We start from the raw sequence: 15546 nt of genomic DNA on the forward strand, positions 1-15546 counted from the left end.
AGCCCGTCCAGACCACCGGAAGGCACCCGTGCAGACCGTATCCTCAGTCCTCGACTCCATCAGCGACGTGGGCCGCGACGCCACCCGCGGAGGCTACTCGCGCGGCGTGTTCACCTCCCCGGAACTGTCGCTGCGCGAGTGGTTCTCCACGGAGGCCACCGCCCGCGGGCTGTCGGTCGAGACCGACCGGAACGGCATCCTCTGGGCATGGTGGGACGCGACGGACAGCCGCGACGGCGCCCTCGTCACCGGCAGCCACCTCGACTCGGTACCCGGCGGCGGCGCCTTCGACGGCCCGCTCGGCGTGGCCTCCGCGCTCGTCGCCGTCGACCTGCTGCGGGAGCGCGGCGTCCGGCCGAACCGCTCGCTCGCGGTCACGGTGTTCCCCGAGGAGGAGGGCTCCCGCTTCGGCGTCTCCTGCCTCGGCTCCCGCCTGCTCACCGGGACGCTCGACCCGGACCGGGTGCGCGCCCTCACGGACGCCGACGGCACCACCTTCGCCGACGCCGCCCGCGCCGCGGGCCTCGACCCCACGCACCTCGGCCGCGACGAGCAGGCGATCCGCCGCATCGGCGACTTCGTGGAACTGCACGTGGAGCAGGGGCGCGGACTGATCGACCTCGACGCCGCCGTCGCCATCGGCTCCACGATGCTCGGCCACGGCCGCTGGCGCCTGTCCATCACCGGCCAGGGCAACCACGCCGGCACCACGCTCATGGCGGACCGCGCCGACCCCATGATCGCCGCCGCCCAGGTGGTCCTCGCAGCCCGGAAGATCGCTGCCGAGCAGGACGGCGCCCGCGCCACCGTCGGACGCCTGCAGCCCGTGCCCGGCGGCACGAACGTCATCGCCTCCCGCGTGGACCTCTGGCTCGACGTCCGCCACGAGGAGGACGCCGTGACGGCGTCGCTCATCGAGAGGATCCACGGCCAGGCCCAGAAGATCTGCGCCTTCGAGGGGTGCCGGGCCACCCTCACGGAGGAGTCCCGCAGCGGCACCGTCCACTTCGACGGCGCACTGCAGCGCACGCTCGGCCTCGCCCTCGGTCGCTCCTTCCCCGGCACGCCCACGCTGCCCACGGGTGCCGGACACGACGCCGGCATCCTCGGCACCGTCGCGCCGACCGCCATGCTGTTCGTCCGGAACCCCACCGGCATCAGCCACTCGCCCGAGGAGTTCGTGGAGCGCGACGACGCCGACGCCGGGGCGACCGCGCTCGCGGACGTCCTCGAAGACCTGCTGTGACCGGGCCCGCCCGCGCCGTCTGGTGCGAGTCCGCCTGGCTGGGAGCCGGCGGCGTGGCGGACGCGGTCCGCGTGGAGGTCGACGACGCCGGGATGGTGGTCGGCGTCCTCCCGGGCGTCCCCGCACAGGACGGCGACGCCGTCCTCTCCGGCGTGGCCTTCCCCGGCGCCGCCAACGCGCATTCGCACGCGTTCCACCGCGCCCTGCGCGGCCGCACCCACGACGGCGGCGGGACGTTCTGGACGTGGCGGGAGACGATGTACCGTGCGGCCGCAGCCCTGACCCCCGAGCTCTACGAGGAGCTCGCGACGGCCGTGTACGCGGAGATGGTCACGGTCGGCTGGACGAGCGTCGCCGAATTCCACTACGTCCACCACCGCCCCGACGGCACGCCGTACGGACAGGGCGACGGACAGGGCGACGGCCACGGGCCGCACGCCATGGAACTGGCCCTCGCCCGGGCGGCCGTCCGCGCCGGTATCCGGCTGACGCTGCTCGACACCTGCTACCTCGCCGGCGGCTTCGGGGCACCGCTCGAGGCGGGCCAGCGACGCTTCTCGGACGGCACCGCCGAGCGTTGGCTGGCACGGCTCGCCTCGCTGCGTGCCGCCGTCGCGGCGCTCCACCCGGCGCACCAGGTGTCCGTCGGCGCTGCCATCCACTCCGTGCGCGCAGTACCGGAACGGGACCTGGCGGTCATCGCCGCGCAGCTGCCCCCCGGGCTGCCCCTGCACGTCCACCTCTCCGAGCAGCCCGCGGAGAACGAGGACTGCCTGCGCGCCACCGGCCGCACACCCACCGCGCTGCTCGCCGCCCACGGGCTCGTCGGGGGCCGGCTGTCCGCCGTCCACGCGACCCACGTCAGCGCACCGGACATCGGCGTGCTCGCCGCTGCCGGCGCCGCCGTCGTCCTCTGTCCCACCACCGAGGCGGATCTCGCGGACGGCATCGGACCGGCGGGGGGGTTCCGGGCGGCGGGGGTGACGCTCGCCCTCGGCAGCGACCAGCACGCCTCCCTCGACCCCTGGCTCGAGATGCGGGCCCTCGAGCACGGGGAGCGGCTGCGCACCGGACGGCGGGGCCACTTCGCTCCCGAGGAGCTGCACGGCATCGCCTCGCTCGGAGGAGCCGCGGCGCAGGGCCGCCGCGGGGCAGGCTTCCGTCCGGGCTGCGCCGCGGACTTCATGGCCGTCGATCCGGGCAGCGCCCGCACGGCGGGATCCTCCCGGGAGCAGCTCGCCTACACCGCGACCGGGCAGGACGTCACCGGCGTCGTCGTCGGGGGAGTCCCGGTGGCCCGCGACGGCGTCCACACCCGGCTCGGTGCACCCGGGCCCCTGCTCGCCGGGGCCATCGCCCGCCTGGACGCGGCGTCCGTCCCCGCCACGGACGGGGCGGCGGCCCCCGCACACCAGGGGAGCTCCTGATGTCCGTCCTCATCACGAACATCGGCGAGCTCACCACGCAGGACACCGACGCGGCGGTCCTCCGCGGCGCCGCCGTGGTGCTCGAGGGGGAGCGCGTCAGCTGGATCGGTCCGGCCGCGGCCGCCCCCGCGGCGGACGAGGCGTACGACGCCGGGGGCCGCGCCGGCCTGCCGGGCTGGGTCGACAGCCACACCCACCTCGTGTTCGCGGGCGACCGGACGACCGAGTTCGAGGCACGTATGGCGGGGCAGGAGTACGCGGCGGGCGGCATCGCGGTGACCGTCCGGGCGACACGCGCCGCCGGCGACTACGACCTCATGCGGCTGCTCCTCGCCCGCGTCGCGGAGGCCGCGGCGGGCGGGACCACCTACCTCGAGACGAAGACGGGCTACGGGCTCGACGTCGCCCACGAGGCCCGCAGCGCCCGCCTGGCCGCCGGCGCCGTGGACGAGGTCACCTATCTCGGCGCGCACCTCGTGCCGGAGGGCTGGGACGCCGACGCCTACACGGACCTCGTCGCCGGGCCCATGCTCGACGCCGTGCTGCCCCACGTCCGCTGGGCCGACGTCTTCTGCGAGACGGGGGCGTTCACCCGGGACCAGTCGCGCCACGTGCTCGAGGCCTGCGCCGCGGCCGGGCTCGGCCTGCGCGTCCACGGGAACCAGCTGGGCCCGGGCGACGGCGTCGCGCTCGCCGTCGAGTTCGGCGCCGCCAGCGTGGACCACGTCAATCACCTGTCCGAGGGCGACGTCGAGGCGCTCGCCGGCACCTGGACCGGTTTCGCCGGGGACGGCACGCCCGGCACCGTCGCCACGTGCCTGCCCGCCTGCGACCTCTCCACGCGCCAGCCCTTCCCGCCCGCCCGGAGACTGCTCGACGCCGGTGTACAGGTGGCCCTGGCCAGCAACTGCAATCCGGGGACCTCCTACACGAGCTCCATGGGCTTCTGCGTCGCCACCGCCGTGCTGCAGATGGGCCTCACCGTGCACGAGGCCGTCCGCGCCGCGACCTACGGCGGGGCGCTCGCCCTGCGCCGCCACACCGGCGACGACGCGGACGGCCGGCGCGCCGTCGGATCCCTCGCCGTCGGGCACCGGGCCGACCTGCAGCTGCTGGACGCGCCGTCGGCCACGCACCTCGCCTACCGCCCGGGGATGCCGCTCGTGCACGCCGTCTGGAAGGCCGGCCGCCGCGTGCGGTAGACCCGCCGGGCACGGAGCTCCGACTGGGAATCCCCGGCGGCCGCTGCGAGGATAGCGCCATGCCTGCAGAACACGCCGCCGCGTCGACCGCCGACCGCCCCCAGCCCGACGCCGCGGCACGGAAGCGGCGCATCACGGCGGAGGTGCTGATCGTCTTCGGGCTCTCGCTCGGCCAGTCCGGGGTGTACGCGGTGGTGAACCTGGCGGAGAAGCTCTCGCGGGGGCCGCTCGCGGGGCAGACCACCACCCTGAACCCGGTGCTCAACGACCGGCCGTCCTTCGACCTCACCTACCAGCTGCTGGACATCCTCTTCGCGCTCGTCCCGGTGGCGCTCGTCCTGTTCCTGCTCGGCGGGCACGGCGTCTCGGCTTTCCGCCGGCTCGGCTTCACCTTCGAGAAGCCCCTGCGCACGGTGGGCTTCGGTGTGGGCCTGGCGCTCGTCATCGGCGTCGGCACCCTGGGCGTGTATGCCGGCGGGCGCGCCCTCGGCATCACGACGGCGCTGGTGCCCGCCGCGCTCGACTCCTACTGGTGGACCGTCCCGGTGCTCGTCCTGTCCGCGGTACGGCACGCCGTGCTCGAGGAGGTCATCGTGGTGGGCTACCTCTTCATCCGGCTGCGGGAACTCGGCTGGTCCACCCCGGCCATCGTCCTCACGAGCGCACTGGTGCGCGGCAGCTACCACCTCTACCAGGGGTTCGGCCCGTTCATCGGGAACGTGCTCATGGGCCTGCTGTTCGCGTGGTTCTACACGCGGACCCGGAGGGTCATGCCGCTGGTCGTCGCGCATGCGCTCATCGACACCACGGGGTTCGTCGGATTCGCGCTCCTCGGGCCCGCCATCGGCATCGGCGGATGACCAAGGACAGCCTTGCTTTGCTTCTTTGCGCGCACGAATCGTGACTAAATTATCGGGTGATCGCGGTGCTACAGTGACTTCATTCACGGAATTGAACCGCGGTTCCAGCCGGGCCGCTACGGATGTGAACCAGGAGGAACGATGAGCGTCGTCACGAGTGTCTCCGAGTGCAGTGTCCACAACTGCTCGTTCAACCACGACGGCTGTACGGCCGTCGCCATCACGGTGTCCGGGTCCGAGGAGCACGCGTCCTGCGCCACGTTCATCGACACGTCCGTCAGCGGTGGCCTGCCGAAGATGCTGGCCCACGTCGGCGCCTGCCAGCGTGCGGAATGCTCCTTCAACCACGACCTGCTGTGCAGCGCCCCCGCCGTCAAGGTGGGCCCCGGCGCCGAGGCCGCCGACTGCCTCACCTACACCCACGCCTGATCCGGGCGGCTCTCCGCGGGCCGTCCGCGCCTCCACCGGAGGCGGGAACGAGGAAGGGACCGGACGAATCGTCCGGTCCCTTCCGCGTCGTCCGGGCCGATGCCCGACCGACTGCTAGATCTCGATGCGCCCGTCGGCCGTCTCGAACGTCACCGACATGATGCCGGGTGTGCCGTTCGGCGCGATCCACTGGACCTGGACGCCGTCGAGCGTCGCCTCGACATCCGTGCCGAGCCACTCCGTGACGCGCTCGGAGGAGCCGGCGATCGTCAGGCAGTCCAGCTTGACGGACGCGGGGCGGGCCTTGGAGGGGTGGAGGTCCTCGGTGCCGTCGTCCCAGCGGAGCAGGTAGGGGACCTGCGGGTCCGCGATCAGGCCCTTGATGCCGATCTGCTGCCAGGTCAGTTCCTGGCCGTCCGGGAACTTGCGGTTGCCGGGGACGGCGCTGCGGCCGAGGCGCTCCTCGAACGGCCCGAGGTCGTCGACGGCGACGCACCAGCCCATCCAGCCGCCGCCGGCCTCGGAGCGGGCGCGGACGGCCTGACCGAAGGGGGCCTTGTCCGACGCGGGGTGGTTGAGGACCTCGACGACCTCGAGGTACTGGCCGTTCGCCAGGGGGAAGATCATGTTGCGGGTGCCGAAGCGCGGGTGCACACCGCCCTTCACGGGCTCCATGCCGAGCCGGGCCGAGATACGGTCGGCCGTCGCGGCGAGTCCATCGGGTTCACAGGCGTAAGAGACGTGGTCCAGGCGCATGCCGACAGTGTTGCACTAAGTGATGTGCGTCTCGACTAAGGCTTGCCTTACTCCCGTTCCCGCGCCCTGTGCGCCCCTCGACGCACCTCCCGCCACCTCGACATCGCCCTCGGTTTCGCCCCCGGGATCGCCCTCGGTTCCGTCCGCCGTCCTGCCCGCCGCATCGCCCGCCGCGGGCACGCCGGGGGCACCACTTCACGCAATGTCATACGTGTTGCCGGATCCGCCCGCATGGGCTTTCATGAATGCAGGTCATGAGTGCCAGCACGAAGCCCCGGCTTGCTGGCCGGCAACCCTCCAACCGCGGTGGGGTGCCCCGGGTGAGGACCAGGTGCGGCGCCAGACCGGCGCCGCGCAAGCGCGGGCTCCTGCGGGGCCGAGGTCCCGGGGCGGCAAGTCCGCCGGCGGGGCAGCGGACGAGGAGGAGCCCTTTCGACAGGGAGCACCATGTCCAACGATTGGTCCTTTGAGACACGCCAGATCCACGCCGGCCAGGTGCCGGACGCAGCCACGGGAGCGCGTGCGCTCCCCATCTACCAGACGACGTCGTTCGTCTTCCCGAGTGCGGAGAGTGCTGCCAACCGGTTCGCACTGACGGAACTCGCCCCTATCTACACCCGCATCGGGAACCCCACCCAGGAAGCGGTGGAGACGAGGATCGCGAGCCTCGAGGGCGGCGTCGGCGCGCTGCTGCTCGCCTCGGGGCAGGCCGCGGAGACCTTCGCGGTCCTCAACATCGCGGAGGCCGGGGACCACATCGTGGCCAGCCCCAGCCTCTACGGCGGCACCTACAACCTCTTCAAGCACACCCTGAAGAAGTTCGGCATCGAGACCACCTTCGTGGAGGACCCGGACGACCTCGAGCAGTGGCGCGCCGCCGTCCGGCCGAACACGAAGCTGTTCTTCGGGGAGGTCGTGTCCAACCCGCGGCAGGACGTCCTCGACCTCGAGGGCATCAGCGCCGTCGCCCACGAGCACGGGCTGCCCCTGATCGTCGACAACACCCTCTCCACGCCCTACCTGATCCGGCCCATCGAGTGGGGCGCGGACATCGTGGTGCACTCGGCCACGAAGTACCTCGGCGGGCACGGCACCGCGATCGCCGGCGTCATCGTCGACTCGGGGAACTTCGACTTCGCGCAGTACCCGGACCGTTTCCCCGGTTTCAACACGCCCGACGAGAGCTACCACGGGCTCGTCTACGCGCGGGACCTCGGGGTCGGCGGCGCGCTCGGCGCCAACCTCGCCTACATCCTGAAGGCCCGGGTGCAGCTGCTGCGGGACCTCGGCTCCGCCGTGTCGCCCTTCAACGCCTTCCTCATCGCGCAGGGCATCGAGACCCTCAGCCTGCGCCTGGAGCGCCACGTCCAGAACGCCCAGGCGGTCGCCGAGTGGCTCGAGGGGCACGACGACGTCGAGGGCGTCGCCTATGCCGGGCTCGCCTCCAGCCCGTGGTACGAGCGCGGGCGGAAGTACGGCCCGGGCGGCACGGGGGCCATCGTCAGCTTCGACATCGCCGGGGGACTGGAGGCGGGCAAGCGCTTCGTCGACGCCCTCGAGCTGCACTCCCACGTCGCGAACGTGGGCGACGTCCGCTCGCTGGTCATCCACCCGGCGTCCACCACGCACAGCCAGCTCGGCGCGGAGGCCCAGCTCACCGCGGGGGTGCGTCCCGGCCTGGTCCGGCTGGCCGTGGGCCTCGAGAACATCAACGACATCCTCGCCGACCTCGACGCGGGCTTCCGCGCCGCCAAAGGAGCCTAGCCCTTCGTGACCGCCTACCCTGCTGCACCGCTGCACCCCGGGATCGACGGCGCTCCGTCGGGAGACGGACTCCTGCGCATCGCGTCGATCGGGCCGCTGGCCTTGGAGGCCGGGGGTGAGCTGCCCGACGTCCAGCTCGCCTTCGAGACCTGGGGCCGGCTCGACGAGGACGGCTCCAACGCCGTGCTCGTGCAGCATGCCCTGACGGGCAGCTCCCACGTGGCCCGCGGGGCCTCGGAGGAGGAGGGCTGGTGGGATTCGCTCGTGGGCCCCGGCCGCACGGTGGACACCGACCGCTACTTCGTGGTGTCCGTCAACATGGTGGGGGGCTGCTACGGGTCGACGGGCCCGGCCAGCCTCGCACCCGACGGACAGCCCTGGGGATCGCGCTTCCCGTTCGTCACGATCCGCGACTCCGTGCGCGCGGAGGCCCTCCTCGCCGACCGGCTCGGCATCGACCGCTGGCACTCGGTGCTCGGCGGGTCGATGGGCGGGGCGCGCGCCCTCGAGTGGGCCCTGATGTTCCCGCAGCGCGTGGCCCGGTGTGCCGTCATCGCCTGCACTGCCGCCAGCTCGGCCGAACAGATAGCGTTCGCCCAGGCACAGCTGCAGGCCCTCCGGCTCGACCCCGCCTATCGCGGCGGCGACTACTACGGCGGCCCGCATCCGGATGCGGGCCTCGGCATCGCCCGGCGCATCGCGCACGTCACGTACCGGTCCGAGAAGGAGCTGGACGCGCGCTTCGGCCGCGCGGAGCAGGACGGCGAGCAGACCCTGGGCGCCGTCCTGCCCGCCGACCGGGGGCGCTACCAGGTGGAGAGCTACCTCGACCACCAGGCGGAGAAACTGGTGGACCGGTTCGACGCCAACAGCTACGTCATCCTCACCGAGGCGCTCATGAGCCACGACGCGGCGCGCGGGCGCGGGAGCCTCGACGGGGCCCTGGGCACGGCTACGGCGGAGTTCTTCATCGCGGCCGTCGACAGCGACCGGCTCTACGTGCCCGAACAGTCCAGGCGCCTGGCCGCCGGCCTGCCCGGCGACGTGCCCGTCCACCTGATCTCCTCGCCGGTGGGCCACGACGCCTTCCTGACGCAGATCCACCAGCTCGATGGCAAGCTCCGCGCCGCCTTCTACCCCGGGGCGCAGCCGGCGGTTGGGTTTCCTCCCGCGGCCACCTAGGCTAGGAGCTAAGCCTGCTTACGAATGAGCGGCGGGCACGTCCGGGGCATCCGCCGCGGACCCATCGACGCGAGGAGCTGTTCGTGGAACTGAGCACCATCGGCTGGAACCAGGAAGCACGCGACAAGATCCTGCTGGACTCCGACCGCGCCCTCCAGGGCGCCGTGCGCGAGGCCGTGGAGACCATGGGCGGGAAGTCCCGCGACGAGGTCTACGAATTCCTCTTCCAGAAACTGCAGCCGCAGTTCGTGGACTTCAAGCCCGGGCCCGACCTCAGCGCGTGCGCCGACGCGGTGGCCAACGGCGAGGTCTCCCTCGACGGCTGATCGCCCGAGCCGGCCCGGGCCGGTCGGCCCGGGCTAGTCGGCGGCACCCGGCGGCATGCCCGGGCCGAAGATCGGCACGGGCTCCGGGCGCTTCGCGATGACGCCGTCGCCGGATGACTGGTGGCGCAGGCGCCGGAGCACCCACGGCACGAAGTATTCACGGGCCCAGACGAAGTCCTCGGCCCGTGCTGCTCGCCACGTCCGGGCCGGGAGGTCCTTGGGCTGCAGGGGCTCGAGCGTGTGCCGCACGGCGAGGGTGTCCAGTACCATCGCGGCGATCGTGTGGTGGCCGAGCGGCGAGAAGTGCAGGCGGTCGGAGGACCACATCTGCGGGTTCTTCAGCTGTCGCAGCGCCCACATGTCCGCGATGACCGCCTCGTGGCGTGCCGCGACGGTGCGCAGGTTCTCGTTGTAGATGGCGGTCTTCGAGCGGATGCTGCCCAGGACCGTCTCGCGGATGTCCGGCCCGGTGAACAGCACCACGGTGGCCCCGGAGCCGGTGAGGGTGGCGACGACGGCGTCGAGCTTCTCGGCGAGCACGTCGGGGTCCCCGCCGGGCCGGAGCAGGTCGTTGCCGCCGGCCGAGATGGTCACCAGGTCCGGGCGGAGCGCCAGGGCGGGCTCCACCTGCTGGTCGATGATCTGCTGCAGCAGGCGCCCACGGACCGCGAGGTTCGCGTAGGCGAAATCGTTCTGGCCCCGGGCCAGCTCCTCCGCGACCCGGTCGGCCCAGCCGCGGTTGCCGCCGATGCTCTCCGGGTTCGGGTCGCCGATACCCTCCGTGAAGGAGTCCCCGAGGGCCGCGTAGCGGTGCCAGGGGTGCGGCTCCGAGTGGAGGGCGGGATCGACGGTCGGCCCGTTCGGGATGGGGTCGTTCGCCTTCGGCAGGGGTGTCTCCGCGCTGGGTGTGCTCACCGGTTCATTCTTGCAACTGCCGGGTGAGGTGCGCCAACGCGGTGCGCCGACGCAGGGTGCGCGTGCAGCACGCCGACCGGGCCCCGGCAGGTGCGTGCCAGAATGGAAACCATGACTGACACCGCCCGCGGCGACGCTGCGACCCCCCTCGACTCCTGGGCTCCGGTGGTCCTGTGGTCGAAGCCCGAGGACGAGCGCCGGGGCACGCCCCTGCTCGTCCTGTTCCACGGCTACATGGCCGACGAGGCGGACCTGATGGGCCTCACCGACCACCTCCCGGCCGAGTTCACTGTGGCATCGGTCCGCGCGCCCCTGCCGGCCGGACCCGGGTTCTCCTGGTTCCCGCTGGAGCGGGACGCCGACTACTCGGTGGAGCACGTGGTGGAGAGCGTCACCGCCGTCTCCGCCTGGCTGGACGGCGTCCGCGGGGTCCACTCCAGCGTCAGCATCCTCGGCTTCTCCCAGGGGATGGGTGTCGCGACGTCGCTCCTGCGGCACCGGCCCACGGACTTCGCGTGCGTCGTCGGGCTCTCGGGCTTCGCCGTGCCCGCCGAGGACCACGCCTTCTTCCGCGACGACGCGGTCGCGGCCTCGAGGACGCCGTTCTTCTGGGGGCGGGACCAGGAGGATCCCGTGATCACGGCGGAGATGATCGAGTTCACGCACGCGTGGCTGGTGAAGCACACCGCGCTGACGAAGATCCTGTACTCGAACATGTTCCACGGCATCAACCTGCGGGAACTCGGGCACGTCCGCGAGTTCCTCAGCATGACGGTCCTCGGGCGCCGCTGACCCCGGTCGCGGCCCTGCGCGTCAGCCCCGGGTGATGCGGACCGTGGCGCCGTTGACGGCCACGGTGTCCCCGGGATGGAGCTGCCGTCCGCGGCGCTCCTCGATCTCGCCGTTGACCTGCACCAGGCCGTTGTCGATGAGCGTCTTCGCCTCCACGCCGTCCTCGGCGAGGGACGCGAGCTTCAGCAGCTGCCCGAGCCGGATCATGTCGTCCCGGATGGGGAGTTCTGCGGTGGATGCGTCGTCGGTCATGCGTCCATCATGCCGGATGCCGCGCGACTAGGCTGGACGGGTGTCTGATGCGCCTGCCCTCCCTCCCGTTGTCGGTTTCCCCCTCGCCCTCGCCGCCGGGCTCGCCATCCCCGTCCAGGGCAGGATCAACGGTGCGCTCGGGACGGTGCTCGACGACGGCATCGCGGCGGCGCTCATCAGCTTCGGCACGGGCCTGATCGTGATGATCGTGCTGACGCTGGTGGTGCCGAGCGCGCGGGCCGGTGCGCGCCAGATCATCCCCTCGGTGCGCGAACGCCGCTTCCCGCCCTACTACATCGCCGCCGGCGCCATCGGCGCGTTCTTCGTGTTCTCGCAGTCCCTGACCATCGGCCTGCTCGGCGTCGCCCTGTTCACGGTCGCCGCCGTCATGGGCCAGACCCTCAGCGGGCTCCTCGTCGACAAGGCGGGTATCGGGCCCGGCGGGAAGCGCGCGGCCACGCCCATGCGGGTGATCGGCGTCGTCCTGACCGTCCTGTCCGTGGTGTGGGCCGTGTCGCCGCGGTTCGGCGCCGCGGGGGAGCTCTCGAGCTGGCTGCTGCCCGTCCTGCTGCCCGTCGCGGCCGGCGTGCTCATGAGCTTCCAGCAGGCCATGAACGGCACGGCGGCCCTCCACTACGGGACGCCGCTGGCGGCCACGCTGATGAACTTCATCGCCGGGACCGCCGTGCTGCTCACGGCCTGGCTCATCAAGATCGCGATCGCCGGGCCCGGCAACCCGCTGCCGTCGGAGTGGTGGTACTACCTCGGCGGTCCCATGGGCTGCATCTTCATCGCCCTCGGCGCCCTGCTCGTGCGCAGCCTCGGCGTCCTGCTCACCGGTCTCTGCATGATCGGCGGGCAGCTCGTCGGCTCGCTTCTGCTGGACCTCGTGTTCCCGGCGCCCGGCACCATCGTGGTGTTCGCGACGGTCGCCGGCACCCTCCTGACGCTGGGCGCGATCATCCTCACCACCCTGCCCTGGCCCCGGCGGGTCCGCGCCTAGCAGCCGGCAGCAGCGCCGGCCGCAGGCTCACGGACACCCGGCTCGCGGGCAACAGGCTCACGGACTCGCGGAGGCCGGTGAAAGCGGACCCGGTAGGCTTGCTCCGGTAGCTTTCCGCGCCCCGTCCGGCGGCCCGGACAGCCCGCAGCACGCGCCCCCCCACCTGCGGACCGCACCCAGCGGCCTGCACAGAACTGGAGAAGACATCCCATGGCAGCAGCCAAGTCAGCACTCGACCCCATCATCTCGCTCGCCAAGCGGCGCGGCTTCGTGTTCCAGTCGGGGGAGATCTACGGCGGATCCCGGTCGGCGTGGGACTACGGGCCCCTGGGCGCCGAGTTCAAGGAGAACATCAAGCGGCAGTGGTGGCAGACCATGGTGCGCGGCCGCGAGGACGTCGTCGGGCTCGATTCCGCCGTCATCCTGCCCCGCCAGGTGTGGGAGGCCTCGGGGCACGTCGAGGTCTTCAGCGACCCGCTGGTGGAATGCCTCTCCTGCCACAAGCGCTACCGGGCGGACCACCTCGAGGAGGAATACGAGGAGAAGAAGGGCCGTGCGCCGGAGAACGGGCTGAAGGACGTCACCTGCGCCAACTGCGGCACCAAGGGCCAGTGGACCGAACCGCAGGAGTTCTCCGGGCTCCTCAAGACCTTCCTCGGCCCCGTGGCCTCGGAGGAGGGCATGCACTACCTGCGCCCCGAGACCGCGCAGGGCATCTTCGTGAACTTCAACAACGTGCTGACCACGGCGCGCAAGAAGCCGCCGTTCGGCATCGGCCAGATCGGCAAGAGCTTCCGCAACGAGATCACTCCCGGCAACTTCATCTTCCGCACCCGCGAGTTCGAGCAGATGGAGATGGAGTTCTTCGTCGAGCCGGGCACGGACGAGGAATGGCACCGGTACTGGATCGACCAGCGCTTCGCCTGGTACACCGACCTCGGCATCAACCCGGACAACCTGCGCCTCTTCGAGCACCCGCTCGAGAAGCTCAGCCACTACTCCAAGGGCACCACGGACATCGAATACCGCTTCGGGTTCACCGGCTCCGAGTGGGGTGAGCTCGAGGGCATCGCCAACCGCACCGACTTCGACCTCTCGACGCACTCCAAGCACTCGGGCACGGATCTCGGCTACTTCAACCAGGCCACCAACGAGCGCTACACGCCGTACGTGATCGAGCCCGCGGCCGGCCTGACCCGCTCCTTCATGGCGTTCCTCGTCGATTCCTACACGGAGGACGAGGCGCCCAACGCCAAGGGCGGCGTGGACAAGCGCACCGTGCTCAAGCTCGACCCGCGCCTCGCCCCGGTGAAGGCCGCCGTGCTGCCGCTCAGCCGCAACGAGGACCTCTCCCCGAAAGCCAAGGACCTCGCAGCGCAGCTGCGCAAGGGCTGGAACATCGACTTCGACGACGCCGGGGCGATCGGCCGGCGCTACCGCCGGCAGGACGAGATCGGCACGCCGTTCTGCATCACCGTGGACTTCGACACGCTCGAGGACCAGGCCGTGACCATCCGCGAACGCGACACCATGGCCCAGGAGCGAGTCTCCCTCGACCAGGTGCAGGGCTACCTCGCCGCCCGCCTGATCGGAGCCTGATGGCCCTCGAGTACCGCGCCTGGCAGGAAGGGGACGACCTCGAGCTCATCCAGCTGTGGGGCGGCCCCGAATCGGCGGCCGCCGAGCAGTTCCGCGGCTCCTTCCGGACGCCCTCCGACGAGCCGTGGAACCGCTGCATCACCGTGGTGGACCAGGGGATCCCCGTCGCGGCCGGCTGCGTCTACGGCGCGGCCCTCCACCCCGACCGGCTCTGGTGCTACATCGAGGTCGCCGAGGACCACCGGCGCGCGGGCGTCGCCTCGACCCTCCTCACCATGCTCCAGCACGAGGCCGCGGCCTCGCCGTCGGGCGTCACCGCCCTGCGGTCCAAGGTGGCGCCGGGCACCACGGGCGCCGCGTTCGCCGAGGCCACGGGCTTCACGGCGCTGCAGCGCTCGCGGCTCGTCGTCATCGCGCCGGGAGCCCTCGCGGCCCCCGCGTTCGACGACGCCGCCGGGCCGCAGCTCGAGGAGGCCGCGACCGGCTCGGTGGAGCTCACGCGGGCACTGGCCACGTTCTACGAATCGGTGCACGCCTGGGACCGCGCCGAGCTCGGCCTGGGGCGCGCGCAGCAGCTGTTCCTCGGCGACGCGAGCGGCGCCGGCGGGGCGATCGTGCTGCGTGACAGGCCGAAGGCCGACGGCGGGGCCATCGCGGCATTCGCGGTCAGCTACACGCAGGCCCGGACGGACGACCCCGCCGATGTGCTGCTGGGCTACGACACCACGCTCGCCCCGCAGGAGCAGCAGGCCGCCGTCGCCACCATGATCGCGATGCTCGTGCACCAGTACCCCATCCAGCTCGAGGTGGACGACTCGATGGAGGCGCTCGTCGCCGTCGTCGAGCCCCTGCTCGCCACGGGCGCCGCACGGCTCGGAGGGCCGGAGACGCTCGTCGTCGCGACGGCCTGAGCACGTTCACGGCGGGAGCAACGGTGCGGCCCGGATGCCGGGCCGCGCCGTCAGCCCCGGTCGTGCCGGCCGGCCTTCCGGTCCGCCACGTCGGCGGCCTCGCGCTCGGCGTCGGTCATGGCGCCGCCGCCGAGATGGGCGGGCATCCACCAGGCGCCGGGCGCGGGGGCCAGCGGGAAGTCGGCGATGCACCTCTCGATGCCGTCCTGCAGCTCCCGGCGGAGCCCCTCCGTCTCCTCGGCGACGTCGAGGCCGGGGGTGTGGCGGATGGGCCGTCCGATGTGCACCCGGACGGGGGACTTCCACGCCCGCCGGACGGAGAACCCGTGGCCGCGCGTCAGGAGCCGGTGCGCACCCCACACGGAGACCGGGATCACCGGTACGGCGGCCTCGGCGGCGAGCCGTACCGCACCGGTCTTCAGGCCGCGGACGGTGTAGCTGCGGGACACGCCGGCCTCGGGCAGGATCGCAACGTACTCGCCGGCACGCAGCTTCGCGAGCGCGTCGTCGTACGCCTCCGCGCCGGCCATCCGGTCCGTGATCACGTGGCCGAGCCCGAACACGAACGGGCTGACGAACCAGTGTTCCGCCGCCCGCTTGGAGATCATGTAGCGCGCCTGGATGCGGGCATGGTTCCACAGGACCAGTTCGGCGAAGGCGAAGTCGAGGTACCCGAAGTGCGTGATCGCGACGACGGCGCCGTGCCCGGGCACCGCCCGGCGCGACCGGCCGTCGAGCGGGTCGGATGCGGGCAGGTTCTCCGTCCCCGTGACCGTGACGGGCAGGCGGAGGGCTGCGAAGACCGCCTTGCCCGCGTAGACCACGCTCCGGTACATGCGGTCGCTCTGCCGCGGCTTCCATCCCATACCCAGCTCCTTCTTC

Annotated in this window: 16 protein-coding genes and 1 riboswitch; of the genes, 12 read left to right on the forward strand and 4 right to left on the reverse strand. The window is 72.2% G+C overall.

Annotated elements, in window-relative coordinates:
- Positions 1 to 28: 28 nt before the first annotated feature.
- The 5 genes from QFZ50_RS03040 to QFZ50_RS03060 all read left to right on the forward strand — a co-directional run bounded on the left by QFZ50_RS03040 (position 29) and on the right by QFZ50_RS03060 (position 5164).
- Positions 29 to 1246: an allantoate amidohydrolase gene (locus QFZ50_RS03040; protein WP_307081789.1), complete on the forward strand. Its 1218-nt coding sequence runs from the start codon at positions 29 to 31 to the stop codon at positions 1244 to 1246.
- On the forward strand, positions 1243 to 2673 hold the full coding sequence (locus QFZ50_RS03045) for a formimidoylglutamate deiminase (RefSeq protein WP_307081791.1): 1431 nt from the start codon (positions 1243 to 1245) through the stop codon (positions 2671 to 2673). The genes QFZ50_RS03040 and QFZ50_RS03045 overlap by 4 nt, the downstream gene beginning before the upstream one ends.
- Positions 2673 to 3875, forward strand: a complete 1203-nt coding sequence (locus QFZ50_RS03050) for an amidohydrolase family protein (RefSeq protein ID WP_307081794.1) — start codon at positions 2673 to 2675, stop codon at positions 3873 to 3875. Before QFZ50_RS03045 ends, QFZ50_RS03050 begins: the two co-directional genes overlap by 1 nt.
- A 59-nt stretch (positions 3876 to 3934) precedes the next feature.
- Entirely contained in the window at positions 3935 to 4735 is an 801-nt protein-coding gene (locus QFZ50_RS03055) for a CPBP family intramembrane glutamic endopeptidase (protein WP_307081797.1), read from the forward strand.
- Positions 4736 to 4876: 141 nt separating this feature from the next.
- Entirely contained in the window at positions 4877 to 5164 is a 288-nt protein-coding gene (locus QFZ50_RS03060) for a DUF1540 domain-containing protein (protein WP_104050849.1), read from the forward strand.
- Positions 5165 to 5278: 114 nt separating this feature from the next.
- Here QFZ50_RS03060 and QFZ50_RS03065 read toward each other — a convergent pair whose 3' ends face one another.
- Positions 5279 to 5920, reverse strand: coding sequence for a VOC family protein (locus QFZ50_RS03065; protein WP_307081800.1), 642 nt, complete (start codon positions 5918 to 5920; stop codon positions 5279 to 5281).
- Positions 5921 to 6170: 250 nt separating this feature from the next.
- Positions 6171 to 6287, forward strand: a riboswitch (SAM riboswitch).
- 80 nt (positions 6288 to 6367) lie between these two features.
- On the opposite strand from QFZ50_RS03065, the gene QFZ50_RS03070 reads away from it, so the two are divergent.
- The 3 genes from QFZ50_RS03070 (at position 6368) to QFZ50_RS03080 (ending at position 9192) form a co-directional block, all read left to right on the forward strand.
- The gene (locus tag QFZ50_RS03070; RefSeq protein ID WP_307081802.1) at positions 6368 to 7684 is read left to right on the forward strand and encodes a bifunctional o-acetylhomoserine/o-acetylserine sulfhydrylase; all 1317 of its coding nucleotides are present in this window, start codon (positions 6368 to 6370) and stop codon (positions 7682 to 7684) included.
- A 6-nt stretch (positions 7685 to 7690) separates the two neighbouring features.
- Positions 7691 to 8866, forward strand: a complete 1176-nt coding sequence (metX, locus tag QFZ50_RS03075) for a homoserine O-acetyltransferase MetX (RefSeq protein WP_307081804.1) — start codon at positions 7691 to 7693, stop codon at positions 8864 to 8866.
- A gap of 83 nt (positions 8867 to 8949) precedes the next feature.
- A complete protein-coding gene (locus tag QFZ50_RS03080; protein WP_307081807.1) occupies positions 8950 to 9192 on the forward strand; it encodes a hypothetical protein in 243 nt (80 codons plus the stop codon).
- Positions 9193 to 9225: 33 nt separating this feature from the next.
- Here the strand turns inward: QFZ50_RS03080 and QFZ50_RS03085 are convergent, their stop codons facing one another.
- On the reverse strand, positions 9226 to 10059 hold the full coding sequence (locus QFZ50_RS03085) for an SGNH/GDSL hydrolase family protein (protein WP_307086620.1): 834 nt from the start codon (positions 10057 to 10059) through the stop codon (positions 9226 to 9228).
- Positions 10060 to 10218: 159 nt separating this feature from the next.
- On the opposite strand from QFZ50_RS03085, the gene QFZ50_RS03090 reads away from it, so the two are divergent.
- The gene (locus QFZ50_RS03090) at positions 10219 to 10899 is read left to right on the forward strand and encodes an alpha/beta hydrolase (protein ID WP_307081809.1); all 681 of its coding nucleotides are present in this window, start codon (positions 10219 to 10221) and stop codon (positions 10897 to 10899) included.
- Between the two features lie 21 nt (positions 10900 to 10920).
- On the opposite strand, the gene QFZ50_RS03095 is transcribed toward QFZ50_RS03090, so the two are convergent.
- Positions 10921 to 11151, reverse strand: coding sequence for an RNA-binding S4 domain-containing protein (locus QFZ50_RS03095; RefSeq protein WP_307081810.1), 231 nt, complete (start codon positions 11149 to 11151; stop codon positions 10921 to 10923).
- A 40-nt stretch (positions 11152 to 11191) separates the two neighbouring features.
- On the opposite strand from QFZ50_RS03095, the gene QFZ50_RS03100 reads away from it, so the two are divergent.
- From QFZ50_RS03100 to QFZ50_RS03110, 3 genes are all read left to right on the forward strand, one after another.
- Entirely contained in the window at positions 11192 to 12154 is a 963-nt protein-coding gene (locus QFZ50_RS03100) for a DMT family transporter (RefSeq protein ID WP_307081812.1), read from the forward strand.
- Between the two features lie 210 nt (positions 12155 to 12364).
- Positions 12365 to 13753: a glycine--tRNA ligase gene (locus QFZ50_RS03105; protein ID WP_307081814.1), complete on the forward strand. Its 1389-nt coding sequence runs from the start codon at positions 12365 to 12367 to the stop codon at positions 13751 to 13753.
- Positions 13753 to 14664 (forward strand): GNAT family N-acetyltransferase, encoded by a 912-nt coding sequence (locus tag QFZ50_RS03110; protein ID WP_307081816.1) that lies wholly within the window; start codon positions 13753 to 13755, stop codon positions 14662 to 14664. The genes QFZ50_RS03105 and QFZ50_RS03110 overlap by 1 nt, the downstream gene beginning before the upstream one ends.
- Before the next feature lie 50 nt (positions 14665 to 14714).
- On the opposite strand, the gene QFZ50_RS03115 is transcribed toward QFZ50_RS03110, so the two are convergent.
- Positions 14715 to 15530, reverse strand: coding sequence for a lysophospholipid acyltransferase family protein (locus tag QFZ50_RS03115; protein WP_307081819.1), 816 nt, complete (start codon positions 15528 to 15530; stop codon positions 14715 to 14717).
- Between the last annotated feature and the right edge of the window lie 16 nt (positions 15531 to 15546).

Origin of the sequence: Arthrobacter agilis, assembly GCF_030816075.1 — a bacterium.
In the GTDB taxonomy this organism is placed as follows: Bacteria; Actinomycetota; Actinomycetes; order Actinomycetales; family Micrococcaceae; genus Arthrobacter_D; species Arthrobacter_D agilis_E.